This is a genomic window from Pseudomonas sp. NFPP07 (genome assembly GCF_900115645.1).
Lineage (GTDB): Bacteria > Pseudomonadota > Gammaproteobacteria > Pseudomonadales > Pseudomonadaceae > Aquipseudomonas > Aquipseudomonas chlororaphis.
This window is the reverse complement of record NZ_FOXG01000001.1, coordinates 696,782-721,616: the sequence shown is the minus strand read 5'-3', so window position 1 is coordinate 721,616 and position 24,835 is coordinate 696,782. Positions and strand designations below refer to the sequence as shown.

General features: G+C 63.6%; 21 protein-coding genes and 1 pseudogene. 10 read left to right on the top strand and 12 right to left on the bottom strand.

The window, feature by feature from the left end; genetic code table 11:
* Positions 1-339 precede the first annotated feature (339 nt).
* The 3 genes from BM019_RS03405 to BM019_RS03395 form a co-directional block, all read right to left on the bottom strand.
* Entirely contained in the window at positions 340-2,760 is a 2,421-nt protein-coding gene (locus tag BM019_RS03405; protein WP_092417604.1) for a glucose/quinate/shikimate family membrane-bound PQQ-dependent dehydrogenase, read from the bottom strand.
* A 130-nt stretch (positions 2,761-2,890) separates the two neighbouring features.
* Positions 2,891-4,264, bottom strand: a complete 1,374-nt coding sequence (locus tag BM019_RS03400; protein WP_062824758.1) for a carbohydrate porin — start codon at positions 4,262-4,264, stop codon at positions 2,891-2,893.
* A gap of 303 nt (positions 4,265-4,567) precedes the next feature.
* Complete coding sequence (locus tag BM019_RS03395) at positions 4,568-6,607, bottom strand: TonB-dependent receptor (protein ID WP_092417603.1); 2,040 nt, start codon at positions 6,605-6,607, stop codon at positions 4,568-4,570.
* A 343-nt stretch (positions 6,608-6,950) separates the two neighbouring features.
* Here BM019_RS03395 and BM019_RS03390 point away from each other — a divergent pair, with 343 nt between their 5' ends.
* Both BM019_RS03390 and BM019_RS03385 read left to right on the top strand, forming a co-directional pair.
* Complete coding sequence (locus BM019_RS03390; RefSeq protein WP_007923118.1) at positions 6,951-7,181, top strand: VF530 family protein; 231 nt, start codon at positions 6,951-6,953, stop codon at positions 7,179-7,181.
* Between the two features lie 9 nt (positions 7,182-7,190).
* On the top strand, positions 7,191-7,850 hold the full coding sequence (locus BM019_RS03385; protein ID WP_092417602.1) for a Pr6Pr family membrane protein: 660 nt from the start codon (positions 7,191-7,193) through the stop codon (positions 7,848-7,850).
* Between the two features lie 111 nt (positions 7,851-7,961).
* Here BM019_RS03385 and BM019_RS03380 read toward each other — a convergent pair whose 3' ends face one another.
* The 3 genes from BM019_RS03380 to BM019_RS03370 form a co-directional block, all read right to left on the bottom strand.
* A complete protein-coding gene (locus tag BM019_RS03380) occupies positions 7,962-8,747 on the bottom strand; it encodes a siderophore-interacting protein (RefSeq protein WP_092417601.1) in 786 nt (261 codons plus the stop codon).
* A complete protein-coding gene (locus tag BM019_RS03375; protein WP_009045406.1) occupies positions 8,744-9,319 on the bottom strand; it encodes a PadR family transcriptional regulator in 576 nt (191 codons plus the stop codon). Before BM019_RS03375 ends, BM019_RS03380 begins: the two co-directional genes overlap by 4 nt.
* Before the next feature lie 289 nt (positions 9,320-9,608).
* Positions 9,609-12,716, bottom strand: a complete 3,108-nt coding sequence (locus BM019_RS03370; RefSeq protein ID WP_085532210.1) for a transglycosylase domain-containing protein — start codon at positions 12,714-12,716, stop codon at positions 9,609-9,611.
* Between the two features lie 581 nt (positions 12,717-13,297).
* Between BM019_RS03370 and BM019_RS03365 the strand changes: the two genes are divergently transcribed.
* The gene (locus tag BM019_RS03365) at positions 13,298-14,719 is read left to right on the top strand and encodes an amino acid permease (protein WP_092417600.1); all 1,422 of its coding nucleotides are present in this window, start codon (positions 13,298-13,300) and stop codon (positions 14,717-14,719) included.
* A gap of 125 nt (positions 14,720-14,844) precedes the next feature.
* Here BM019_RS03365 and BM019_RS03360 read toward each other — a convergent pair whose 3' ends face one another.
* Together BM019_RS03360 and BM019_RS03355 are read right to left on the bottom strand one after the other, a co-directional pair.
* Positions 14,845-15,444, bottom strand: a complete 600-nt coding sequence (locus BM019_RS03360) for a hypothetical protein (protein WP_007923139.1) — start codon at positions 15,442-15,444, stop codon at positions 14,845-14,847.
* Positions 15,445-15,454: 10 nt separating this feature from the next.
* Positions 15,455-16,051, bottom strand: coding sequence for a papain-like cysteine protease family protein (locus BM019_RS03355; protein ID WP_092417599.1), 597 nt, complete (start codon positions 16,049-16,051; stop codon positions 15,455-15,457).
* A gap of 370 nt (positions 16,052-16,421) precedes the next feature.
* On the opposite strand from BM019_RS03355, the gene BM019_RS03350 reads away from it, so the two are divergent.
* The 3 genes from BM019_RS03350 to BM019_RS03340 are packed head-to-tail and all read left to right on the top strand — an operon-like array spanning position 16,422 to position 19,244.
* Complete coding sequence (locus BM019_RS03350; protein ID WP_062824766.1) at positions 16,422-16,796, top strand: GtrA family protein; 375 nt, start codon at positions 16,422-16,424, stop codon at positions 16,794-16,796.
* Complete coding sequence (locus tag BM019_RS03345) at positions 16,793-17,734, top strand: glycosyltransferase family 2 protein (protein WP_009045402.1); 942 nt, start codon at positions 16,793-16,795, stop codon at positions 17,732-17,734. The genes BM019_RS03350 and BM019_RS03345 overlap by 4 nt, the downstream gene beginning before the upstream one ends.
* 1 nt (position 17,735) lies before the next feature.
* Positions 17,736-19,244 carry a glucosyltransferase domain-containing protein gene (locus BM019_RS03340; protein ID WP_092417598.1) on the top strand — a complete coding sequence of 503 codons (1,509 nt, stop codon included), beginning with the start codon at positions 17,736-17,738 and terminating at the stop codon, positions 19,242-19,244.
* Positions 19,245-19,266: 22 nt separating this feature from the next.
* Here the strand turns inward: BM019_RS03340 and BM019_RS03335 are convergent, their stop codons facing one another.
* From BM019_RS03335 to BM019_RS03325, 3 genes and pseudogenes are all read right to left on the bottom strand, one after another.
* Positions 19,267-19,551 carry a putative quinol monooxygenase gene (locus BM019_RS03335; protein WP_007923147.1) on the bottom strand — a complete coding sequence of 95 codons (285 nt, stop codon included), beginning with the start codon at positions 19,549-19,551 and terminating at the stop codon, positions 19,267-19,269.
* 66 nt (positions 19,552-19,617) lie between these two features.
* Entirely contained in the window at positions 19,618-21,237 is a 1,620-nt protein-coding gene (locus BM019_RS03330) for an FMN-binding glutamate synthase family protein (RefSeq protein ID WP_092417597.1), read from the bottom strand.
* A gap of 129 nt (positions 21,238-21,366) precedes the next feature.
* Positions 21,367-21,528, bottom strand: a pseudogene (locus BM019_RS03325) (LuxR C-terminal-related transcriptional regulator); the annotation flags it as partial.
* 133 nt (positions 21,529-21,661) lie between these two features.
* Between BM019_RS03325 and BM019_RS03320 the strand changes: the two are divergent.
* From BM019_RS03320 to BM019_RS03305, 4 genes are all read left to right on the top strand, one after another.
* Positions 21,662-21,934, top strand: coding sequence for a type B 50S ribosomal protein L31 (locus BM019_RS03320; RefSeq protein WP_009045397.1), 273 nt, complete (start codon positions 21,662-21,664; stop codon positions 21,932-21,934).
* 236 nt (positions 21,935-22,170) lie between these two features.
* Positions 22,171-22,605, top strand: coding sequence for an NUDIX hydrolase (locus BM019_RS03315; protein WP_092417596.1), 435 nt, complete (start codon positions 22,171-22,173; stop codon positions 22,603-22,605).
* Positions 22,606-22,632: 27 nt separating this feature from the next.
* On the top strand, positions 22,633-23,271 hold the full coding sequence (locus BM019_RS03310; RefSeq protein ID WP_007930534.1) for a LysE family translocator: 639 nt from the start codon (positions 22,633-22,635) through the stop codon (positions 23,269-23,271).
* Between the two features lie 39 nt (positions 23,272-23,310).
* Positions 23,311-23,820 (top strand): GNAT family N-acetyltransferase, encoded by a 510-nt coding sequence (locus tag BM019_RS03305; RefSeq protein WP_092417595.1) that lies wholly within the window; start codon positions 23,311-23,313, stop codon positions 23,818-23,820.
* A gap of 33 nt (positions 23,821-23,853) precedes the next feature.
* Here BM019_RS03305 and metR read toward each other — a convergent pair whose 3' ends face one another.
* A complete protein-coding gene (gene metR, locus BM019_RS03300) occupies positions 23,854-24,771 on the bottom strand; it encodes a transcriptional regulator MetR (RefSeq protein ID WP_007930536.1) in 918 nt (305 codons plus the stop codon).
* Positions 24,772-24,835 lie beyond the last annotated feature (64 nt).

Genomic DNA, 24,835 nt, shown 5'->3' with positions numbered 1-24,835 from the left:
GCGAGGCTGCGATAAGGCCCGCAGGGCCTTGGTTCCCGATCTTGCGCCAAACTCCCTGCAGCCTTCAGAACGCCACGGCCGTACCGGCCGATCGCAGCCTGCGGCAGCGGCTACATGAATCGTTATCGCCCGGGAGGCTGGTGGTGGTTGGGCGGGCCCTATCGCGAGCAAGCTCGCTCCTACAGGTATTACATCGTCCTTGTAGGAGCGAGCTTGCTCGCGATGACGTCAGGCCGGGCAATACAAAATGAAAGGCCAAAGACACTCCCCCCAAACCCCACCCACAAAAAAAGGCGGCTACCCGCAGGTAGCCGCCTTTTCATTCACCGCCGGTAACGCTTATTCCGACAGTTTGTAGGCGATGATGTAGTCGCCCATCTTGGTGCCCAGCGAGCCGTGGCCACCCACGACCACCAGCACGTACTGCTTGCCATCCTTGCCGGTGTAGCTCATCGGCGTGGCCTGGCCGCCCGCTGGCAGGCGCGACTTCCACAGTTCCTTGCCGTTGTTCACGTCATAACCGCGGATGTACTGGTCCAGGGTGCCGCTGAGGAAGCCCACGCCGCCGGCGGTGACCATCGAGCCGCCCATGCTCGGCACGCCGATGGGCAGGCCGATCGGTACTGGCGAGCTGTCGCGGCTGGTGCCGTTCTTGTGCTTCCACACCACTTTGTTGGTGGTCAGGTCGATACCGGCCACGTAGCCCCAGGCCGGGGCCTGGCAAGGTACGCCGAACGGCGACATGAACGGATGCATGATCACCGCGTACGGCGCGCCAGTGTTGGGTTGCACACCGGAGGTTTCGCTTTCGCGCTTGCTGCCGGCGGCGACTTCGGCGCGCGGCACCAGCTTGGAAACGAAGGCCATGTAGTTCGGGCTGGTGAACAGCAGGTGGCGGACCGGGTCGATCGACACGCTGCCCCAGTTGAACACACCGACGTTACCCGGGTAGACCAGGCTGCCCTGGATCGACGGCGGGGTGTATTGGCCTTCGTAGCGCAGTTCCTTGAACTGGATGCGGCACAGCATCTGGTCGAACGGCGTGGCGCCCCACATGCCTTTCTCTTCCAGCGGCGGCGGCAGCAGGTTCAGGTCCGAACGGGCCTGGGTCGGCGCAGTGTGGTCACCTTCGACCGCACCGCCCGGCGCCGGTACTTCCTGGATCGGCACGATCGGGGTGCCGTCGCGACGGTCCAGCACATACAGGCTGCCTTGCTTGGTCGGCTGGATCAGCGCCGGCTTGATGCCGTCCACGGTCTTCATGTCCACCAGGGTCGGCTGGCTGCCCACGTCCATGTCCCACAGGTCATGGTGGGTGAACTGGTAGTTCCAGCGCAGCTTGCCGGTGTCGATGTCCAGGGCCACGGTGCCGGCGCTGAACTTCTCGGCGCCCGCGGTGCGGTTGCCACCCCATTGGTCAGGCATCTGGTTGCCCAGCGGCAGGTAGACCAGGCCCAGCTTCTCGTCGACGCTGGCCAGGGACCACATGTTCGGCGAGTTGCGGGTGTAGGTCTGGCCTTCCGGCAGCGGCGTGGTGACGTCGGGGTTGCCGGCGTCCCAGTTCCACACCAGATGACCGTCGTGCACGTCGAAGGCGCGGATCACGCCGGACGGTTCGTTGGTCGACTCGTTGTCGGTCACGTGGCCGCCGATGATCACCAGGTTACGGGTGATGGCGGCTGGCGACGTCGAGTAGTAGCCGCCCGGGGTGAACGGGCCGATACCGGCCTTCAGGTCCACGGCGCCTTTGTTGCCGAAGTCTTCGCAGACCTTGCCGGTGTCGGCGTTGATCGCGATCAGGCGCGCGTCGGCGGTCGGCAGGAACAGGCGACGCGGGCAGCTGGCGGCGATCGCCTGGCCGGCGGCCGAGAGGCTGGCCGGAGTGCTGATGGCGTCGCTTTTGTTGAAGCTGGCTTCGTCGTAGTACGACACGCCGCGGCAGGTCATGTGTGCCCAGCCACGGAAGTCATCGCCGTTCGGGCCCTGGATTTTCGGGTCGAAACGCCAGATTTCCTTGCCGGTGTCCGGGTCCAGCGCCAGCACCTGGCTGTGGGCGGTGCAGGCATAGAGCATGCCGTTGACCTTCAGCGGGGTGTTCTGGTTGGTGATTTCCACCGGGTCCTTGGCGGTCGGCATGTCGCCGGTGCGGATGCGCCAGGCTTCCTGCAGCTTGCCGATGTTGGCCGGAGTGATCTGGGTCAGCGGCGAGTAGCGGTCGCCGAACTCGGTGCGGCCATATGCCTGCCAGTCGCCTTCGGGCATGGTCGGCGCGGCGCTGGTGGTGTCGGCGCTTGCACGGCCCAGTTCGCCCGAGATCTCGCCCGGATTGGTGAACTGGCTGTTGATCGCGGCACCGCCGGCCAGGACCACGGCCACGCCCAGTACCGCGGTGCTCACAGGCGCCGGGCCGTTGCGCAGCAGCGGACGACGGAACCACGGCAGCAGCAGAACCACACCCAGGGCAAAGAACAGCGACAGGCGTGGCACCAGTTGCCACCAGTCCAGGCCGACTTCCCACAGTGCCCAGACGGAGCTGGCGAACAGCACCACCCCGTAGACGAGCAGCGCGGCACTACGACCGGCCAGCAGCAGGATGCCGCTGATGATCAGGCCGATACCGGCCAACAGGTAGTACAGCGAGCCGCCGAGCATGCTCAGCTTGATCCCCCCGGCCAGCATGGCCAGGCCCATTAGCAGCAGCAAGATACCGAGCAGGCTCGGCAGCAGGCGGCTCGGACTTGAAGCACCCTCAGTGCTCATAGTGTGGTTCTCCGTGACGTTTAAGGTAGTCCCGCGCTTGTTCACTGTAGATGACGATCAGGCGCGGGCATGGTTCAGCAGTGTTTGGGAAAAACAGTTTTATTCAGATTGGGCGCGTTGCCGGTGCGCCTCAGAACGAGCTCTGGATCTTGATCCCACCGATCAGCGCGTCGTCGACCTTGTCCACGCCACCCGGGTGGCGGATGTATTGCAGGTTCGGGCGCACGGTCAGCCAATTAGTGACATGCACGCCGTAGTACAGCTCGGCGCTGTATTCGGTGTCCTGGGGCGGCAGGTAGGCCGGGTTGTCGTAGTCCTGGATGAGGTTGGCCTGGTTGGTCGCTTCGGCGTTCTTGCGGTAGGCCGGGTTGACGTGGACCCGGGCCATGGCGAAGCCGATGTCGTCCTTGGCGCGAGCATCGAACAGGCCCTTGTAGACCAGGCCGGCCTGGACGTAGTTGTCGATGGCGTTAGTCTTCTTGTCGTGCATCGTCGCGTTGGCGAACAGGCTCAAGCCGCGCGAGTGGTCGCTGGCCAGGCTGGTGATCTGCTGTTGCGCGCCCAGCCACAGGCCGTGCTTGCTCGAACTGCTGCGATAGGCCTCGCCGCTCAAGGCCGCCGGCTGGCCGTTGCTGTCCTTGTACACGTCGCTGGCCTTGGCGCTGCTGTAGTAGTAACCGGCGCGGTATTCACCCGGCAGGCCATTGAGCTTCGGCGTCCACACCAGCTCCACCGGCAGCAGGGTGCCCTGGGTGCCGCTGCCGCTGAGCTTGAAGCCGTTGCCGCGCTCGAGGTTGGACGGGTTCTGCTCATAGGCGCCGATCTGCGCGTAGAGCTCAGGGGTCAGGTGATATTTGACCCGCAGCGCCCACTGGCTGACCGGCCAGTTGTACCAGACGCTACCGGCCCAGTTGCCGACCTGGGAGCCGCAGAACGCCAGGTTCTGGAAGTCGCAGGGGAAGCTGTTGAAGTCTTCGCCCTGGCCGAACCGGCCGACCTTGATATCGAGTTTCTGGTCGAAGAATTTCTGCTGGTACCACATCTGCGTCAGGCGCCAGGTCTGGCCGCGGCCCCAGACTTCCTGGGCCGAGGTGAAGCCACCGACCCGCGGGTCGTTGATGCGGTCGTTGCTGATGTTGTCGCCGTCGCGCTTGGTGATGGTCAGTTGGAACTCGGCATCGTTCCAGCCGAGGATCTTGCCCAGGTCCAGGTGGCTGCCGAAGGCGAACTGGTCGCTGAAGCGCGCGGTACGGTCATGGTCGTAACCGCCATGCAGGTTGGCGCCCATTTCGCCGACGAAGTCGATCTTGAAGTCGTAGCCTTTTTTCGCCAGCTCGGTGCGGTTGCCATTCCAGTCGCCGAGCATCCACGGGGACTCACTGTCGAAGGCCGGCGCGGCCTGGGCGCAGGTGGCCAGGCCGAGGGCGCCGAGCAGGGTCATGGTTTGGTGCAGGGCGGCAGGGCGAGAGACAGCGCTGTCTTTAAAGGTTTGAACGTCTGGCATAGGTGAAGTCTTGGTCTTATTCAAGGAAATGGGCAGGCAAGCAAAGGCTCGACGTGGCTCGGTTCGCGGCAGTGCGAGCACGTTAATACAGCTGATTCAAAGGGCAGGATTAAAGGTTTCAGCCTGAGCGGCGCGAAGAATAAATCAGGGGCCAGGCGAGAGAAAGGGCTTTTGTTGACATGAATCATTTCGGATTCGGTAACAGTACTGCCTCTCCGCCTGGAGCACGGGGCCTGCTGGCGCGATGAACGCCAGGAAAGCCGTGGCGCGACGGCCCGTTGCAGGCCGTCGCGGGTCAGAGCCTCAGAAGGTGGTGCGCAAGCCGACCTCGATGCTGCGCCCCTGGGCCGGGGCGATGTCGCGCAGGATCGAGCTGGCGTAGCGCACGGTCTGGTTGGTCAGGTTCTCGCCCTTGACGAAGGCCAGCCACTGGCTGCTGCCGATGTCGAAGTGGTAACCGGCGCTGGCGCCCAGGGTGGTGTAGCCGTCGGTGTCGCTTTCGTTGTCCGGCACACGACGCTGGCTGGCGGCGTGTTCGACATCGATGCGTGCCTGCCAGCGATCCAGTTCCCACAGCAGGCCGCTGTTCAGGCGCAGCGGCGCGATGCGTGGCAGGGCTTCGCCGTTGTCCAGGTTCTTGGCGCGGGTGTAGTCGCCGGACAGTTCCAGGGCGAACTTGCCGTAGGCGCTTTCGCCGAGCTTCCAGTGGTCCTGGGCCTCGATCCCGGCAAACCGCGCGCGGACTCCGGAGTAGGTGTATTCCGGCATGCCGCCGGCGTCTTCCTCGCCTTCATCGTTGAGGGTGCGACCGCTGCCGAGCAGCCCGATGTAGTTGGAGAAGTGGCTGTAGAACACCCCGACGCTGCCTTTGTGGGTGCCGTTGTCGAAACGCAGGGCCAGGTCGCTGGACACGGCTTTTTCTTTCGACAGGTTGGCGTCGCCGACTTCATAGGTGCCGGTGGCCACGTGGGCGCCGTTGGCATACAGCTCGTAGAAGGTTGGCGCGCGTTCGGTGTAGCCCAGGGTGGCGGCCACGGACCAGATCGGCGTCAGGGTGTAGACCGCGCCGGACGACAGGCTGCCGGCGGTGAAGCTGTTGGAGCTGTCGGCCTGGCTGAAGCGCTCGTTGCCTTTGCTGTCCGGGTCGACGCGGGTGTGTTCCAGGCGCCCGCCGAGGCTGAGTTTCAGGCGTTCGGTGGCCTGCAATTCTTCGAGGATGAACAGCGCGGCGCTGTCGGTATCGGTCTGGGGCACGAAGGCTTCTTCGCCGAGCGCGGAAAATTCGCTGCGGCTGACCTGGGTGCCGATCACCCCATTGAGTGGGCCGAGGGGCTGGTGGCGCGCTTCGACCCGGGCTTCGTAACCCTTGTTCTTGAAAATGGTGCCGGTCTCGCCGCCTTCGATTTCGCGGTGCTCGTAATCGGTGTAGCCGGCGTCGAATTTCAGCGAGCTGAAAGGGCCGTCGAGGTTGCGCAGTTCCGAGGCGAAGGCGTAGTGATCCTGCTTCATGCGGATGCGCACGTCGTCTTCGGCGGGCGAGCCGTAGTTGGAGTCGTAGTTGCTGTAGGACAGCCCGGCGTAACCGTCGTCCCAGGTGTAGGAACCGCCGATGGCACCGCCGTCCTGACGGCCGTCGCTGTTGCCCAGGCGGCCCTTTTTGCCATCGCCGTCTTCACTCGCTGGGGCGTGGCGGCTGCGGGCGTAGCCGGGGATTTTCAGGTCGTTGAATTGCCGCGAGTTGGCGTCCAGGTGCAAGGCGAAGGTGCCGTTGCCGGCTTCCAGCTTGCCCGCGCTGCTGCGGGTGGTGTCGGCACCGCCATAGCGCAATTCACCGGCACCGTGGATGCCTTCGATGGCGGCGGTGGGGATGCGGTTGTCGAAGGTGTTGACCACGCCGCCGATGGCGCTGCCGCCATACAGCAGGGCGGCCGGGCCACGGACGATCTCGATGCGCTCGACGTTGACCGGGTCCAGCGGCACGGCGTGGTCGTAGGACAGCGACGATGCATCCAGGGCGCCGACACCGTTGCGCAGCAGGCGAATACGATCGCCGTCCAGGCCGCGAATGATCGGCCGGCTGGCGCCCGGGCCAAAGTAGGACGAAGACACGCCCGGCTGTTTATTCAGGGTTTCGCCGAGGCTGCCTTGTTGTTGCAGGGTCAGGTCGTCGCCTTCCAGTACCGTGCTCGGTGCTGCCGTTTGCTGGCTGCCCAGGGGGTTGGCGGTGATGACCTGCGGTTGCAGCTCCAGGGCGTGGGCCTGGGAGGCGAGCAGCAAGGCGGCGGACAGCGGCGTCAGGCGCCAGAATGAAGAGCGAGAAGGGCGGGGGGCAGAGAGGGACATCGGTCATTCCTTGGCAAGCGCGAGGCTGTGCGCTTTTGAGTCAAAAGAGAACAGGCGTGACACGGCGAGGTGTCTGGATCAGGGGTTTGTTTTGTATTGATACAATATAACATCTCTTTCGGCGCAAAAAGGAAGGAACTTTTTCAGGAGAAGGGGGGCATTCGTTCCGATGTAGCCGCTGCCGCAGGAGCGGAACGCTCGCGGCGATCTCAGGTGCATGAGCGCCTTCGGCGCTATCGCAGCCTGCGGCAGCGGCTACAGTTGATGAGTGTTCGCCCTTCCACCGGATCGAACCCTCGGCTAAGGTGCGCGACTTCCTTTTTCTCTTGCTCAAAGGCCCGGCATGACTGCAACGAACAACGACCCGCTGCACGGCGTCACCCTGGAACAGATCCTCAAGGCGCTGGTAGAACACTACGAATGGCAGGGGTTGGCCGAGCGCATCGATATCCGTTGCTTCAAGAGCGACCCGAGCATCAAGTCGAGCCTGACCTTCTTGCGCAAGACGCCCTGGGCGCGGGAGAAAGTCGAGCAGCTGTACGTGAAACTGCAGCGCACCAAACGCCCGCTCTAAGGACCTTCGATGGCTGTCGAGCCGGTTTTTCCTTCAGGCGGCAAACGGCTGTTCACCGCGCTGGCCGCGTTGCTCGGCTGGTTGGGGCTGACGATCCAGCTGTACCTGATCCTTCATCTGCGCTGGACGGTGGACGCCAGCCTGCTGGGCGGGCTGATCAACTTTTTCAGTTTCTTCACCGTGCTCACCAACACCCTGGTGGCGGTGGTGCTGACCTGCGCCTTGAACCTGCGCAGCTCGCGCGGGCAGCGGTTCTTTCTGCAACCCTGGGTCAGCAGCGGTATCGCGGTCAGCATTGTGGTGGTGGGGCTGGCGTACAGCCTGTTGCTGCGTCACCTGTGGCATCCCCAGGGCTGGCAGTTGGTGGCGGACGAGTTGCTGCACGACGTGATGCCGCTGCTGTTTCTCGTCTACTGGTGGTGCTGCGTGCCCAAGGGGCGCCTGGGACTGCGGCATGTCGCCGGATGGATGCTCTACCCGCTGCTGTACTTCGCTTATGTGCTGCTGCGCGGGCATGTGCTGGGGCTGTATCCCTATCCTTTTGTCGACGTGGGCAAGCTGGGCTATGCGCAGGCGTTCGTGAATGCGCTGGGGATTCTGGTGGGGTTTGTGCTGGTGGCGCTGTTGTTCGTGGCTGTGGATCGCTGGGCGGGGCAGCGCAGGGCTTGAGTCGTTGGGTGACGGAGAGATTGTTATCGCGAGCAAGCTCGCTCCTACAGGGCTGTTACGCGGACATTGCAGGAGCGAGCTTGCTCGCGATAGGCGGCCAGACCGCCGCTTTTATTCGTCCTCGCTACTGTCCAGGCGCCAATAACCGGCGGCCTTGACGAACTCGTCGTCGAGCCGGTGCTCGTCCAGCAGTACCCGGCGAATCTGCCGCGAGACTTTGCTTTCCGTGGCCACCCAGGCATACAGCTTGCCGCTGGGTACCTGCAGCCCGCGCACGGTGCCGATCAGGTCCTGCTGGCCGCCGTCGCGTTCGACCCAGACCACCTCGACCTGCGCCGCGCTCGCCAGCCCCTGGCGCTCGGCCGCGTCCTGGATCTCGATCACCGCCAGCACCCGGCGCCCGGCCGGCAATTCTTCCAGGCGCCGGGCAATCGCCGGCAGCGCGGTTTCATCGCCGATCAGCAGGTAGCTGTCGAAGATGTCCGGCACGATCATCGAGCCGCGCGGCCCGCCGATATGCAGGAACTGACCGGGCCTGGCCTGCTCGGCCCAGGTCGAGGCAGGGCCGTCGCCGTGCAGCACGAAATCGATATCCAGTTCACCGATGTCCAGGTCGTAGCGCCGTGGCGTGTAGTCGCGCATGGCCGGCATCGCGCCGTTGTCCTTGCCTGGGCCCAACACCAGGGTTTCCAGGGCCGCCTGCTGTTCGGCGTTCTGCGGGAACAGCAGCTTTATATGGTCGTCGCTGCCCAGGCTGATGAAGCCGGCGAGTTCCGGCCCGCCCAGGGTGATGCGGCGCATGCGCGGGGTCAGGTCGACCACCCGCAGTACTTCCAGGCGGCGGCGTTTGATCTCGTGGCTGACCCGATGAATCGATGGCGAAGTGTCTGCGGTCATTCAGCTGACTCCTGAGTGGAAGAGGGGGCCGGGCCGTCGACGATGGCGCGGGCGGTGTTGTTCAGCAGGTCGCGGACGCGCAGGATTTCTTGCGGGTTCCAGCGACCATGGTGCATTTGCAGGGCGTGGCGCAGGTTGTGCACCGCCTCGTGGATTTCCGCCGGGCGATCGTGGCCGCGCAGCGAGCGCTTGCTGACGTCGATGCGCATGCGCACGCCATCCAGGGCAATCGCCTGGTCCTGTAAGGACAGACGGCCGGCCTCGGTCACGCTGTAGCGTTTTTTCCCGCCTTCGGCATCGCCGCTGATCAGTTCGCTCTCTTCGAGGAAGGTCAGGGTCGGGTAGATCACGCCCGGGCTGGGGCTGTAGGCGCCATCGAACATGCCTTCGATCTGGCGGATCAGGTCGTAGCCGTGGCACGGCTGCTCGGCGATCAACGCCAGCAACAGCAGCTTCAGGTCGCCGGGGGCGAAGACCCGCGGGCCGCGGCCGCCGCGTTCGCGCCCGGGGCGTTTCTCGAAACCGTCGTGGCCGTCGCCGTACTCGCGGTGGGGATGGTGGTGTTCTCTCATTTTCTCTTTCTCCTGTTTGGTTAAGACATAACTTAAGATATATCTTAAATGCCACGCAAGTACTTCCGTGCTGGCCGCACCAGCCGTTTGTCGCAGAGGGGGAGAATCGAGACAGTCCTTAGCCGCTGCCGAGCCTGCGAGGCTGCGATCGAGGACGCAGTCCTCGCAAAACGGCCTCCGCAGTGATATCTGGAGCAACGGGGTTGCCCGGTTTGCGGCCGCTACGCAGCCGATCGCAACCTCGCGGGCTCGGCAGAGGCTACAGGCGGCTACGTTGTGGGGGGAGGTTTCAGCGTTGGGCCAGGCTGCCCAGGCATTGGGTGTTGCTGCCCGGTTGCAGGTACGGCGTGAGGATCGGCGCCATGCCCTTGAGCACCTGGACCGGCAAGGCCGAGGTGAACTTGAAGGCTTGCGCCGAGACGCCCGGCACATAGGCGGTCAGGGTGCCGAAGTGGTGTTCGCCGATATAGAACACGAAGGTGGCGGTGCGGTTGATGGATTTCGAACTGAGGATCCGTCCGCCGGAGCCGATGGCCTCGATACGGTTGTCGCCGGTGCCGGTCTTGCCGCCCATGGCCAGCGGCGTGCCGTCGGCCAGCTTGAAGCTGCCGGAGAGGCGCTTGGCGGTACCGGCATCCACCACTTGCGACAGGGCGCCGCGCAGCGCCGTGGCCACTTCCGAAGGCATCACCCGCTTGCCCTCGGCCGGGTCGTTGACCAGCTTGGTTTCATACGGCGTATCGGCGGCGAAATGCAGGCTGTCGATGCGCAGGGTCGGCATGCGCACGCCGTCGTTGAGGATGGTGCCGACCAGTTCGGCCAGCGCCGCGGGGCGATCGCCGGAACTGCCGATGGCGGTCGCCAGCGAGGGCACCAGATGGTCGAACGGATAACCGACTTTCTGCCAGCGCTGGTGAATGTCGAGGAACGCCTCGATCTCCAGCATGGTGCGGATGCGGCTGTCCCGCGCGCTCTTGTGCCGGCTCTTGAACAGCCAGCTGTAGACCTCCTGGCGCTCGAATTCGCTGGCTTTGACGATCTCGCTGAACTTGGCGTCGGGGTGGTTCAGCAGGTAGCCGAGCAGCCACAGGTCCAGCGGGTGCACCTTGGCGATGTAGCCCTGGTCGGGCAGGTCGTAGGAGCCGGGGCCGTAGCTGTAATAGAGCTTGTCCAGGCGTTCGTCGGTGAGTTTCTCCGTGAGCTTGGCGCCCTTGAGGTGCGAGCGCACGAAACTGTTGAAACTCTCCTGGCTGGCTTCCGGCAGCAGGTAGCGGTGCACGGCCGCCAGGCGGATCGGCGTCGGGTGCATGCTGTCGAGGAAGGTGTCCAGGCGCGCCTGGGTGTCCTTGTTGCGGTATTTCTTCCAGAACCGCAGGAGGAAAGAAGTGCCCTCGCGGTCGGCGAACTTGGCCAGGTATTCCTGGCGCCGCGGGTCGCCGTCGTCCTTGAGCAGGTTGGCGCTGTTGCTCGGGCCGGCATAGGTGCTGTAGCGCACCAGGTCGCGCATCAGGCGGATGAAGGGCAGGTTGATCGACTCGCGCAGGGCGTCGCGCAGGGTCGGTATGCGGCCGTTGTCTTCCTTGCGGAAGTTATGAAAGGTGTGCAGCCCGCCGCCGGTGAAAAAACTCTCGCCGGGGCTGGCCGAGTATTTGCGGTCCAGGGCCGCCTCGAGCATTTTCGGCAGGCTGCGGTCGCTGTTCTGGATCAGGTAGTCCACGGCCCAGCGGCTCAGGCGGTCCTGTTCGGCGATCTCGACTTTCTTCAGCACCGCCGGGGTTTCGGCGCCGTACTGCTCGTACAGTTCGGCAATGATCTGCAGGTAGGTGGTCAGGACCCGCAGCTTGGCGGTGGAGCCCAACTCCAGCTTGCTGCCTTCGTTGATGTCGAAGGGCTGGTCGGTGCTGTCGGTCTGGACCCGCACCCGCGAACCGTCCGGCGTCAGCTCGAGCAGGGTGAAGCTGTAGCGCACCTGGGTGGTGCTGGTCGGTGTCAGCAGGCGTTCGCCGAGCAGGCCGATCTCGGCGGCGAACACCGGGTCGGCCAGGTGCTTGAGGTACTCGGTGGCCTGGCGTTGCAGGTCGCTTTGCAGGGTGCTGGTGGCGGACAGGTCGAGGCGATCGAGGTCGTACAGCGGCCGGTTGAGCAAGCCGGCCAGGCGACTGCGGGCGACGCTGATGCCCTTGTTGGTTTCGATCGGCTGGATCGTCGGTTGCTGCACCCAGTCGCGGAAGGTGGCCTTGCTGGCCAGGGCGGCTTCGGACAGTGGCGTATCGATCACGCCATTCTGGGTCAGCAGGCGGATATGGCTGTCGGTGAGTTCGGCCAGTTCCCGGCGGCCCTTGGACAGGTAATGCGAAGGCCGGCGCTGGGCGATCATCAACGACAGCACCTGGCGCAGGGCCAGGCCGCGTTGCGCCAGGCTCTGCGGATCGCTGGCGGTGCTCGCCAGCTGCTCGTTGACCTGGGTGAAGTCGGCGCCGTACCAGACCCGCAGCCCTTCGGCCATGCCATGCACCTCACCGTGGCCGGGTACGGCCGACAGCGGCACGCTGTTGAGGTAGTCGCGAATGATGCGCCGCCGGGCCTCGAGGGTCTGCTGGCCGCCCTGGTAGGCACGCACGCTGGCGGAAATCATCTGCCGGATCTTTTCCGCGCCGGACACGGTCAGGCCGTCCGGCGAGTGCCGGTACTTTTCCAGCTGGGTCGCCAGGGTACTGCCGCCCGCCGTCTGCCCTGGCAGGTGCAGCAGCTTGGCCACTTGCGACCAGGCGGCCTTGGCGAAGCGCGGCCAGTCCACCGCCGGGTTGGCCAGGGGCTGGTCGGGGTCGAGCAACTCGCGGTTCTCGATGAACAGCAGGCTGCGCACCATCACCGGCGGGATGGCGGCAAAGTTCGAATAGAGCTGTTGCGGGTACTTGAATTGATAGAGCGGCGCCGCGCGGCAATCGGTGATCGACAGCCCGGCCTGAATCTTCTCGGTATAGGGTACGAAGAAGCCGTTTTCGCTGTAGTTCATCAAGGCGGGGGAGAAGCGGGTCTGGGCCTCCACCACGTAACCGCGCTTGAGCAGGCGCGCCAGAAAATCATCGAGGGCGCTGTAGCCCAGGCGCTTGTCGAAGGGCCCGGCGCCGGGGTAGACGATGGCATCGCTGGGGCCGGGCGCCATGGAGTAGCTCAGGTCCGCGGCGAACTTGCTGAGCTCGCGCGCCTGCAGTTTCGAGGTGCGCATTTCCTTGGACGCGGCAAAGCCCAGGGCGACCAGCGCCATCAGCAGCAATAGCCAGAACAGCCGCCACCAAAGCCGGCTTGAATGGGATTTCTCAGGGATAGGCGCTTCTTCCACGCGATCAGTTGGCACTACTTTTTTACTCGAATCGGTCTGCCACAAAGCACCCATAGTCGACTGATCCATTCACGCAGATTGATCGGACTTGTCTGAAGCTTAGACGGTGGTGGGCAATGGTGAAAAATTTGTGCGCGACCTGAAAGCATTCACCTCCCCCTGTAAGAGCGAGCCTGCTCGCGACGGTCGTCAACGATGATTCGGTGTATCCGAAGCATCGCGGCGCCCTCGGGTTTATCGCGAGCAAGCTCGCTCCTGCAGGGCATAGGGCGAGGCGAAAGACGCCTGAGATAGAGCTATCGCGACCGGTAAATAGGTCCTAGGTAGGGGCATGACGCTGCACCATGGCTGTGCAATACTCGGCGCCGTTCAAAAATGACAAACGGCGAAAATTCCAGGTAATGCCACTTCGCGAAACCGGAAAATACCGAGATTTCTCTCTGAATTTAGCTGTTTATAGAGTGAAAAAGCCTGCCGTCAGCTTTTTATACTGCACGCCCCACTGATCTTGCAGGATTTGTCCTACAAGACGTGTCGGCCCACAAGGTCGATCCGATCTGGTTGGCACGGATTATCCGTCCGTGCCTCACAGGCTCGGTGGCTCATATCCAATAACAAGATGAGGTTGTATCCCTATGCCAGTTGGCAACCACCTGCCCCAAGGCGAGACCGCTCAAGGCGGCCCGCTGAAACGCGAACTCGGCGAACGGCATATTCGCTTGATGGCGCTTGGCGCCTGTATCGGCGTCGGCCTGTTCCTCGGTTCGGCCAAGGCCATCGAAATGGCCGGCCCGGCCATCATGCTGTCCTACATCCTCGGCGGCCTGGCGATTCTGGTGATCATGCGCGCCCTCGGCGAGATGGCCGTGCATAACCCGGTCGCGGGTTCCTTCAGCCGTTACGCGCAAGACTACCTCGGCCCGCTGGCGGGCTTTCTCACCGGCTGGAACTACTGGTTCCTGTGGCTGGTGACCTGCGTCGCGGAAATCACCGCGGTGGCGGTGTACATGGGCATCTGGTTCCCCGATGTGCCGCGCTGGATCTGGGCCCTGGCGGCCCTGGTGAGCATGGGCTCGATCAACCTGATCGCGGTCAAGGCCTTCGGTGAGTTCGAGTTCTGGTTCGCCCTGATCAAGATCGTCACCATCATCGCCATGGTCATCGGTGGCGTCGGCATCATTGCCTTCGGTTTCGGCAATGACGGCGTGGCGCTGGGCATCTCCAACCTGTGGACCCACGGCGGTTTCATGCCCAACGGCGTGACCGGCGTGCTGATGTCCCTGCAGATGGTGATGTTCGCCTACCTGGGCGTGGAGATGATCGGCCTCACCGCCGGTGAAGCGCGCAACCCGCAGAAGACCATTCCCAACGCCATCGGCTCGGTGTTCTGGCGCATCCTGCTGTTCTATGTGGGCGCGCTGTTCGTGATCCTGTCGATCTACCCGTGGAATGAAATCGGCACCCAGGGCAGCCCGTTCGTGATGACCTTCGAGCGCCTGGGCATCAAGACCGCCGCCGGCATCATCAACTTCGTGGTGATCACCGCCGCGCTGTCGTCTTGCAACGGTGGCATTTTCAGCACCGGGCGCATGCTCTACAGCCTGGCGCAGAACGGCCAGGCCCCGGCCGGTTTCGCCAAGACCTCGAACAACGGCGTGCCGCGTCGCGCGCTGCTGCTGTCGATCTTCGCCTTGCTGCTGGGCGTGTTGCTCAACTACCTGGTGCCGGAGAAAGTGTTCGTCTGGGTGACCTCCATCGCCACCTTCGGCGCGATCTGGACCTGGGCGATGATCCTCCTGGCCCAGCTCAAGTTCCGTAAAGGCCTGAGCGCCTCGGAACGTGCCGGCCTGAAGTACCGCATGTGGCTGTACCCGGTCAGCTCCTATCTGGCCCTGGCGTTCCTGGTGCTGGTGGTGGGGCTGATGGCCTACTTCCCGGACACCCGCGTGGCGCTGTATGTGGGGCCGGCGTTCCTGGTGCTGCTGACGGCGTTGTTCTACCTGTTCAAGCTGCAACCGAACAATGCCCAACAGGGCGCGGTGCGTTCGGCGTCGTAACGCCATCAGGCGATTAAAACCAAAAGCCCCCGGTCAGTGACCGGGGGCTTTTTTATGCGGGCGCTGTTTCTGCGGTTCCGGGTTTTAGTGTTGCAACCGCCCGTTCACCGCAGCCCGGTGAACGGTCAGCTCCCCAACAGCCCCGTGGTGTCCGCATCGAACGCCGCCTTCGCTTGTTGCGCGGCGGGCGCCAGCAGGGCCAGCAACGCGGCCTCGCTGTACAGCTTGGTGCTCGCCAGGTGCTTGGGCGTTGGTTCGATCGGGATCAGCACATCTTCATCGCTGGCGTGCAGCCAGATCGCCGCGACATGCAGCGCCGAGACAAACAACACGCGCAGTTCAAAGGTCCGGCCTTTGAGGTGCGGCGCCTTTTCCGCCAGGTTCAGCGCATTGACCGTGGCCGACGCCAGGGCGCCGTGGTTCAGCGACGAGAACTCGACCTGGCCGGCGACTTCCGCCAGTTGCGCATCGGCAATCGAGACTCCGTCGCTGAACACCAGGTAATGCCAGTCCCCCAGCGTGGCCTGCTGCAGGCCTTTGCCTTGGGCCAGGTCTTCCAGGCTCAGCGAGTAGCCGCGGTAGGGCTCGGACAGGCTCACTTTGCTGGCGGTGGCCTGGGCGAACTGGCGGTTGACGCCGAAGCCTTTGCTCTGCAGGGCCGCCTGGAGAGCCGGGCGCAGTACCTGAGCGCCGTTGGCGGGTGCCTTGGGATAAGTCAGTTGCATGCTGCCCTCCTTAGTTTTTCCGGGTGAAGTAGGTGGTGGTCCAGTTGCCGCCGCCGTTGTACGAACGGGGGAAGGTGTTCAGGGCACGGGTCGAATAGCCGTAGATGGAATCCGCAATCAGCAGGTAGCTGCCGTTGGTGCCATAGATCGCCAGAAAGTGCGCGCCGCCGCCAAACCAGGCACAGCGCAGGCCAACGGGGCGTCCCATGTTGATCTGGTTGTCGATGGCCGACAGTTGGATCGAACCCTGGCTCATGCCACCAAAACTGCGGGTGGTTTGCAGGGCCGAGTCCAGGTAGCCGTAGACGTTGCATGGCCCCGGCTGGTTGCAGCAGGTATCGCGCCCCAGTTGCGCGTTGGCGACCCCGCATTGAGTCCAGGAAGCGGTGCGGTAATAGTTGCCGACCGAGGCCGACAGCGCGGCCCAGCACCAGTTGGTCTGGGTTTGCTGCTGAATGCTGAAGTTGAGGCTGGCGGCCAGGGCGGCGTGTTCCGCGCTGTCGTCGACGTCGCTCAGTCCGGCGTTGAGCAGGGTGCCGACCAGGCACTGTGGCAGTGCCTCGGCAGGACCTGTGCGGGTAAAGGGTGTGTCTTCAAGGGTTAACATTTTCATCCTCCATGAGTGAAAACAAGCGTCCAGCTTGTGTCGTTGTTGCGTGTGGCGATGCAGCGTTTTTCGCAAGCCCGTGACCGGCCTGTAGGGTTCGCCATCCTCGATGGCCTGCTCCGGTCGGGCTCAGGGGTAACCTTAGTTGTGTTATGCGTTTGTGCAAGTATAAATATGCATTTATGCAATTTGTTGTGGGTAGGCAATCAGGCCAGAGGAGGCCTGGGAGGGTGCTTGCACGACAGCGGCCCCTGCAGGCCGGCCTGGATGCCACACGTCTGAAAGACCGCCGGATCAGCGATTTCGCCAATCGATGGGCAGAAAAACCTGCCATACAAGTTGAGCGATATTCAACGGGGGAGAGTCACCCATGAGACTCTTATGGAAGGGAATCTCCAGATACACGGTGATCGGCATCGCCAACACCTTTATCCACTGGCTGGTGTTCTTTTTGCTGAGCCTGGTGGCTGGCCTCAGCCAGGCGCTCAGCAACCTGGCGGCCTTTTGCGTCGCGGCGTCGTTTTCTTTCTATATGAATGCGCGCTTCACCTTCGCCGCCAGGGCCTCGGTCGGCGGCTATCTGCTGTTTCTGGGGGGCATGGGGGCGCTGAGCCTGGGTGTCGGGCATGCCGGGGATGTGTGGCGGCTGCCCGGCTTGCTGACGGTGCTGGTGTTTTCCGCCCTGAGCCTGGTGGCGGGTTTTCTGTTCGCCAAGTTCCTGGTGTTCCGCGAGTGTGAACGATGAAGATCTCGCTGATCGTTCCGGTCTTCAATGAAGAGCAGGCCATCGGCCTGTTTTACCAGGCGGTGCGTCGCGAGTTGCGGTTCGAGCAGGGCGAAGTCGAGATTGTGTTTATCAACGACGGCAGTTCCGACCGCACGGCCGAGGAGGTCAAGGCCCTGGCGCAGATGGACGAGCAGGTGCTGTTGATCAACTTTTCGCGCAATTTCGGCAAGGAGCCGGCGTTGTTCGCCGGGCTGGAACACGCCAGCGGCGATGCGGTGATTCCCATGGATGTCGACCTGCAGGACCCGATCAGTGTCATCCCGCGGCTGATCGAGGAATGGCAGAAGGGCGCCGATGTGGTCCTCGCCAAACGTCGCAGGCGCACGGCCGACAGTTTTCTCAGGCGCAGCAGCGCGGCGCTGTTCTACCACCTGCTGAACCGTATCGCGTATACCCGGATCGAGGAAAACGTCGGCGACTTCCGGCTGATGGATCGCAAGGTGGTCGATGTGATCCGGACCCTGCCCGAGCATCAGCTGTTCATGAAAGGCGTCCTGTCGTGGGCCGGGTTCACCACGGTGGTGGTGGAGTACGAGCGCGCCGAACGGGTGGCGGGCAAGAGCAAGTTCAATGGCTGGAAACTGTGGAACCTGGCGCTGGAAGGCATCACCTCGTTCAGCACCGTGCCGTTGCGCTTGTGGACCTACATCGGTGGCGGCATCTCGATTTTCGCGGTGCTCTACGCGGTGTACATGGTCCTGGACAAGATCTTCTTCGGCAACAGCGTGCCCGGCTACCCTTCGTTGATGACCGCCATTCTGTTTCTCGGCGGCGTGCAGTTGATCGGCATCGGCATCCTCGGCGAATACGTCGGCCGTATCTATATCGAGGCCAAGCATCGGCCGCGCTACGTGATCAAGGACGTCATCGGCGGCAAAGACCGCCTGGGGCTCTAGCATGGACAGAATGGGCCGCTTGCTCAGCGGGGAACTCGGGCGTCGCCAGGCCTGGCTGTTTTTTCTGTGCGCCACCTTGTTGTATGTGCTGCCGCTGATCCTCGCGGACTTTCCCTATATCGATGACAACTGGCGCTCGCTGTCGGCCGGCACCGCCTGGACGGAGCAGGGGCGGCTGTTTACCGAGCTGTTCTACAACGCCCTGACCTTCAGCGGCGCTGCGCCAAACATCTTTCCCTTGCCGCTGCTGATCGCCACGGTCGCCATGGCCGCGGCCCTGACCAGCCTGACGTTCCATTACTACCCGCAGCCGACGGCGGCCTGCTGCCTGGTGCTGTTGCCGCTCTGGTACAACCCGTTCTTTCTGCAGAACCTGTCGTATCAATACGACGGCCCGGCCATGGCCTTGAGCCTGGTGGCGGTGATCTACGCCATCACCTACCGCAACCCGTACCGCGTGCTGCAATGGCTGGTGCCGGCCTTGCTGGTGGCGCTGGCCATCGGGCTGTATCAGATCAGCATCAATGTGTTCCTGGGCCTGTGTTGCCTGGAGGTGATCCGCGGCGCCAATGACAAGAGCGCCTGGCCGCGCTGGTGGGAAATGATCGGCTGGAAGATCGCCCAGGCGGCCCTGGGCTGGATGATCTATTGCGTCACCGCCTACCCCTTCATGGATCAGACCCGCACCTTGCTGCTGAATTGGTCGGCGCAGCCCTTGCTGCAACTGCAAGTCAACATCGCCAGGGTGCTGGAAAAAGTCGCGCTGCTGTTTCACGGCGGGTTTGCCTGGGTGTTCGCCGCGCTGGCGCTGTGCGCCCTGGCCGGTTGCGTGCGGTTGGCGGCGAACCTGTTCCAGCGGCCGGACAGCGGCCTGAAAAAAGTCGTGATGGCCCTGGTCTGCCTGCTGGCATTGCCGCTGGTGCTTGTGCTGGTGTCGGGGATCGCGCTGTTTTTCCGCGACTTCAATGAAGGCGCCCGGACCTTGATGGGCTTCGCGGTGTTGTGGGTGCTGCTGTTCTATCTGAGCCACCTGGCGTTGGCGGCGCTGCATGAGCGCTTGCCGCTGCTGCTGATGGTGCCGCTGCTGGCGATGCTGTCGCTGTCGTTCGCCTATGGCCGGGTGCTGACGGTGCAGAAAACCCTGGTGGCCAGCGCGCTGTCGAGCCTTGAGCGCGACATCACCAGCCACCGGCAGTTGCGTGAGGCCAAGCGTATCTATATGTCGGTGACCTATTCCGATCACTGGCTGCTGGCGGCCGCGGGCTCGTTCAAACAGATGCCGGTGCTGCACTACCTGCTGAACATCGACTTCTTCATGCTGGCCGAGAACCTGCCCAAGGTGGGCATTACCAACGTGGTCGCGGAAAGGGAGCGGCGCAATGCGACCCTGGTCGGTTACCTGGGCTATCCACCGCTGGTGGACAGCCGCTACTACCGGATCTATCTGCTGGGCGATTACGGTTTTATCGTCATGAAGGAACCGGCGCCGATCAAGACGTTGCACTGGTGAGGCACTGGGCTTATCCGCTGGATCAGAACTGATCCATCAGCAGCACACGGCATTCCCTGGCCTGGAAGGCGTTGATTTGGGGCACCAGGCGGGTGAAGTGCTCGGTCTGGCAATGGGCCTCGAGCGCTGCGCGGTCTGGCCATTGCTCGATAAAGATGAAGTGCCCAGGGTCTTGCTGATCGACGAACAGGTCGTAGGCGATACAGTCCGGTTCCTGGCGGGTTTTCTCCACCAGTTCGGCATACCAGGGGCGCACGGTGTCGAGGTGTTCGGGCTTGATGAAATCTTCGGCGATGACTTTGAGCACTGGGGTTGCATCCTTTGCATGATGGATAACGCCCCACCGGCACGGTAGAGCGTCGAGGGTGGCCGGTCAGGCCGCGGCTTCGCTGTTGGGCTCGAAGCTGTCGGCGCGCGCCAGCTGCCACATGCGCGAATAGAACTCGCCGCTGACCGCGCCGGTGAGCAGTTCGCCGGGCTTGAGGAACACATGCAGCTGCGAGAACAGCTTGATCTCGGTGGCCGACATGCGCCGTACCAGATGCTTGGCTTCCAATTGCGAGGGGTGCTGCAGGCCGGCGGCGGCGAGCATTTCGGCCAGGGCCTTGAGGGTGTTGCGGTGGAAGCTGAACACCCGTTGCGCCTTGTCCGGCACCACCAGCGCGCGCTGGCGCAGGTTGTCCTGGGTGGCGACGCCGGTCGGGCATTTGTTGGTGTGGCAGCTTTGCGACTGGATGCAGCCGATGGCGAACATGAAGCCGCGCGCCGAGTTGGCCCAGTCGGCGCCGATGGCCAGCACACTGGCGATGTCGAAGGCGCTGACGATCTTGCCGCTGGCGCCGAGCTTGATCTTGTCGCGCAGGTTCAGGCCCACCAGGGTGTTGTGCACGAATAGCAGGCCTTCGCGCATTGGCACGCCGATGTGGTCGGTGAACTCCACCGGTGCCGCGCCGGTGCCGCCTTCCTTGCCGTCGACCACGATGAAGTCGGGGAGGATGCCGGTCTCCAGCATGGCCTTGGCAATGCCCATGAACTCCCACGGGTGGCCGAGGCAGAACTTGAAGCCTACGGGCTTGCCGCCGGACAGCTCACGCAGCTGCTGGATGAAATGCATCATTTCGATCGGCGTGGAAAAGGCGCTGTGGCTCGATGGCGAGATGCAGTCCTCGCCCATGCGGATGCCGCGGGTATCGGCGATTTCCTGGGTCACCTTGTGCTTGGGCAGGATGCCGCCGTGGCCGGGCTTGGCGCCCTGGCTCATCTTGATTTCGATCATCCGCACCTGCGGGTCCTGCGCCTGCCTGGCGAAACGCTCCGGGTCGAAACGGCCATCGCTGGTGCGGCAGCCGAAATAACCGCTGCCCAGTTCCCAGGTCAGGTCGCCGCCGTTTTCCCGGTGGTAAGGGCTGATGCTGCCTTCGCCGGTGTCATGGGCGAAGTTGCCGAGCTTGGCGCCCTGGTTGAGGGCACGGATGGCGTTGGCGCTGAGGGAGCCGAAGCTCATGGCCGAGATGTTGAACACCGAGGCCGAATAGGGCTGCTTGCACTGCGGGCCGCCGACCGTGACGCGGAAGGTGCTCGGGTCGCTCAGGGGGGCCGGGCGCATGGAATGGCCGATGAATTCGAAACCCGACTGGTAGACGTCGACCAGGGTGCCGAACGGCTTGTCGGCGCTTTCGTTCTTGGCTCGCGAATAGACCAGCGAGCGCTGGGCCCGGGAGAAGGGTAGGGCGTCGCTGTCGGACTCCAGCAGGTACTGGCGGATTTCCGGGCGGATGCCTTCCACCAGGTAGCGGATATTGCCCAGGATCGGGTAGTTGCGGCGCACCGCGTGGGGGCTTTGCAGCAGGTCGAAAATGCCCAGCAGGCTGAGCAGGAAGGTGACCAGGGTGATTGGCCAGAGCCAGTCATGTTCGAGAAAGGGCAAGCTGGCGAGGGTGAAAATCACGCAGGCAGCAAAGAAGGCGTAGCGGCTCAGGAGGGACAGGCTCATACGGTTTCCTTGGTTCGGACTCTATAGATTTCGTTTTTGGGTACTCATTCTTCTTGTGTGGCCAACGATCTTGTTGTTGTAGAGAACGGCTGTGGCGCAGCCAGTGTGCGCACATGGCAGCTTCAGGCGTCAGGCAGTGCGCGCCTGGAGAAAAATCGAAAACAGTTCGGACCGGGACTTGATGCCCCGCTTGCCGTAGATGTGTTTCTTATGGACGTTCACGGTTTCGGCAAAGGTTTGCAGCTTACGAGCGATCTCCTTGCTGGAGCAACCGCTGAGCATCAGGTGTCCGCCCTGGTGCCAGGCGTTGACGAGGGCGATAGACGATTTGCTGCTTTTCTTATTGCAACTGGTTCTCGTTTCCATGGTCGAATAATGTTACTGTATAACGCATTCGATCATCCCCCTGCCCTCGGAGACTGCCATGAAAGCCAATATCCATCCCGCCTACCGCACCGTACTGTTCCACGACACCGCCGCGGATGTGTACTTCCTGATCGGTTCCACCGTGGACACCGACCGCACCCAGCGCCACAGCGATGGCAACACCTATCCTTATGTCACCCTCGACGTCTCCAGCGCCTCGCATCCGGTCTACACCGGCCAGCAGCGCAAGACCCAGTCCGAAGGGCGGATCGCCGGCTTCAACAAGCGTTTCGCTTCGTTCGGTTCGTCCGGCAAGACCGGCAACGCTTGAGGGCCCCGGCCCTTGCCGCACAGCCGCTCGTTCCTGCATCCCTGTAGGAGCGGGCGGCATCCTCTCGTCCATTCCTCTCTCTAATGACGGCCCCCCATGGAGGGCCTGAACGGCGTCGCTTCGTCCCGCCGCCCGAGGCGCCGGGTGTATGGAAAAAACAGCGGCCGACTGTGTCGTGACGACGCCTCGCCAGTCATGGGATCCTTGCCGCCTCGCGTAACCGATCCAGGTTTTTCATGACTCTTTCAAGCGCTACATCCCCCCTTATCCGTATCGCCGCGGCCCTGCTGATCGGCCCCGATGGCCGTACCCTGCTGGTGCGCAAGCGCGGCACCCAGGCCTTCATGCAGCCGGGCGGCAAGATCGAGCCGAACGAGTTGCCGGCCCAGGCCCTGGCCCGTGAGCTGGAAGAAGAACTCGGGCTGCGGATCGCCCCGGCCGCCGCCCGTTACCTGGGACGTTTTTCCGCACCGGCGGCCAACGAGCCGGGTTTTGTGGTCGAGGCCGAATTGTTTCGCCTCGATCTGGACACCCACGAGGTCCGGCCCGCGGCGGAAATCGAGGAGGTCTGCTGGATCGATCCACAGGCTGGCGACGAGCTCACATTGGCCCCATTGACACGCGACCTGATCTTGCCGTTCTATCGCGCCTCGCAACTGGCCTCGGCCTGATTTTTCAAGGACAAAGGATTGCCCATCATGATTCCCCTTCACGACATGTTGATCTTCATCGCCGCAGCCTTGCTGATGGTGCTGACCCCCGGCCCCAACATGATCTACCTGATCTCCCGTTCGATCTGCCAGGGGCGCCGGGCAGGCGTGACCTCGCTGGTCGGCGTGGTCGCCGGCTTCTTCGTCCACCTGTTCGCCGCGGCGATCGGCCTGACCGCGGTCTTCATGGCGGTGCCGGTGGCCTATGAAGTGCTCAAGTGGGTCGGCGCCCTGTACCTGATGTGGCTGGCCTGGCAGGCCCTGAAGCCGGGCGCGCGTTCGCCGTTCGAGGCGCAGCAGTTGCCGCCGGATTCGTCGCGCAAGCTGATCCTGATGGGCTTTCTCACCAGTGCCCTGAACCCGAAGATCGCGGTGTTCTACCTGTCGGTCTTTCCCCAGTTCATCAGCCCGGAACACGGTTCGGTGTTCACCCAGAGCATCATCCTCGGCCTGACCCAGATCAGCGTGAGCTTCAGCGTCAACCTGCTGATCGCGCTGTTCGCTTCGGGCATCGCCGCCTGGTTCGTGCACAACCCGCTGTGGCTGGCGACCCAACGGTATTTCATGGGCTTCGTGCTGGCCGGGCTGGCGGTGCGTCTGCTGCTGGAACAACGTCAGACGGTCTGACCGTTTCATTCACCTGCGGCCCGGGGGCCTCGACCGACCATGTCCATCCAGCGCCTCGATGCCGGTCACGCCGCTGCCTACCGCGCGCTGATGCTCGAAGCCTACGAGCATCATCCGCAGGCCTTTACTTCCAGTGTCGCCGAACGTGCGGCGATGCCCTTGAGTTGGTGGGAGTCGCGGCTGAGCAGCCCGCTGGACCTGTTGCTGGGGGCTTTCGAGGATGGCGAACTGATGGGCATCGTCGGCCTGGCGTTCGAGGTCCGGGAAAAAGCCCGGCACAAGGCCACGCTGTTCGGCCTGTATGTGGCGCCGCCTTATCGCCACGGCGGCCTGGGTTACCGGCTGGTCCAGGCGCTGCTGCAGGAGGCGCGCGAACGCCCCGGGGTGCGGCTGGTGCAGCTGACGGTCACCGCCGGCAACGACGCCGCCCTGGCGCTGTACCAGCGTTGCGGTTTCGTCCAGTTCGGCCTGGAGCCGCTGGCGGTGCGGGTGGGCGTCGAGTACTTCGACAAGCTTCACCTGTGGCGTGAAGTTGTCTCCCCCCTCTGAAAGTCCCCGTTCCTACAGGCCGAATACCGCTTTTCAACGCACCGCGCTGACCCCGTCCAGGGTCGAGAACGAGGTGTCCTTGGCGGTCAGCAGGAAGTCGCGCATATAGGGCGCATCCAGCATGTCGGCGCGGATCGCCGCGTACAGCGTGGCGAACAGGCCTTTTTCCCCCAGGCGCTTGGCCTTCACATAGCCCCGCGAGCTGTATTCATGCAGCGCCCAGTGGGGCATGCCGCACACGCCTCGGCCGCTGGCCACCAGCTGCATCATCATCACCGTCAGCTCCGAGGTGCGGACCTGGGCCGGTTCGATGTCGGCGGGCTCCAGGAAGCGGGTGAAGATATCCAGGCGATCGCGCTCCACCGGGTAGGTGATCAGGGTTTCGCTGAGCAGGTCTTCCGGAACGATGTAGGGCTTGCTGGCCAGGCGGTGCTGGTTGGCCACCGCCAGCATGGCTTCGTAGGTGAACAACGGCACGTAGGTGATGCCCGCCAGTTCCAGCGGGTCGGAGGTCACCACCAGGTCCAGGTCGCCACGGGCCAGGGCCGGCAGCGGGGCGAAGGAGAAACCCGAGGCCAGGTCCAGCTCGACTTCCGGCCAGGCGTCGCGGAACTGGTCGATGGTCGGCATCAGCCACTGGAAGCAGCTGTGGCATTCGATGGCCATGTGCAGGCGCCCGGCGGTACCGCCGGCCAGGCGGGAAATGTCCCGCTCGGCGGCGCGCAGCAACGGCAGGGTGGCGTCCGCCAGTTGCAGCAGGCGCAGGCCGGCGCTGGTGAAGCGCACCGGCTTGGTCTTGCGCACGAACAGCGGCATGCCCATGCGCTCTTCCAGTTCCTTGAACTGGTGGGACAGGGCGGACTGGGTCAGGTGCAGGCGTTCGGCGGCTTCGACCAGGCTGTCGGCTTCGCGCAGGGCGTGCAGGGTCTTCAGGTGACGGATTTCGAGCACCAGGGTCTCCATGAGTAAATTTTGTGATCAACACGAAAAGGTTGAGTTTGTCTCATGTTGGTTG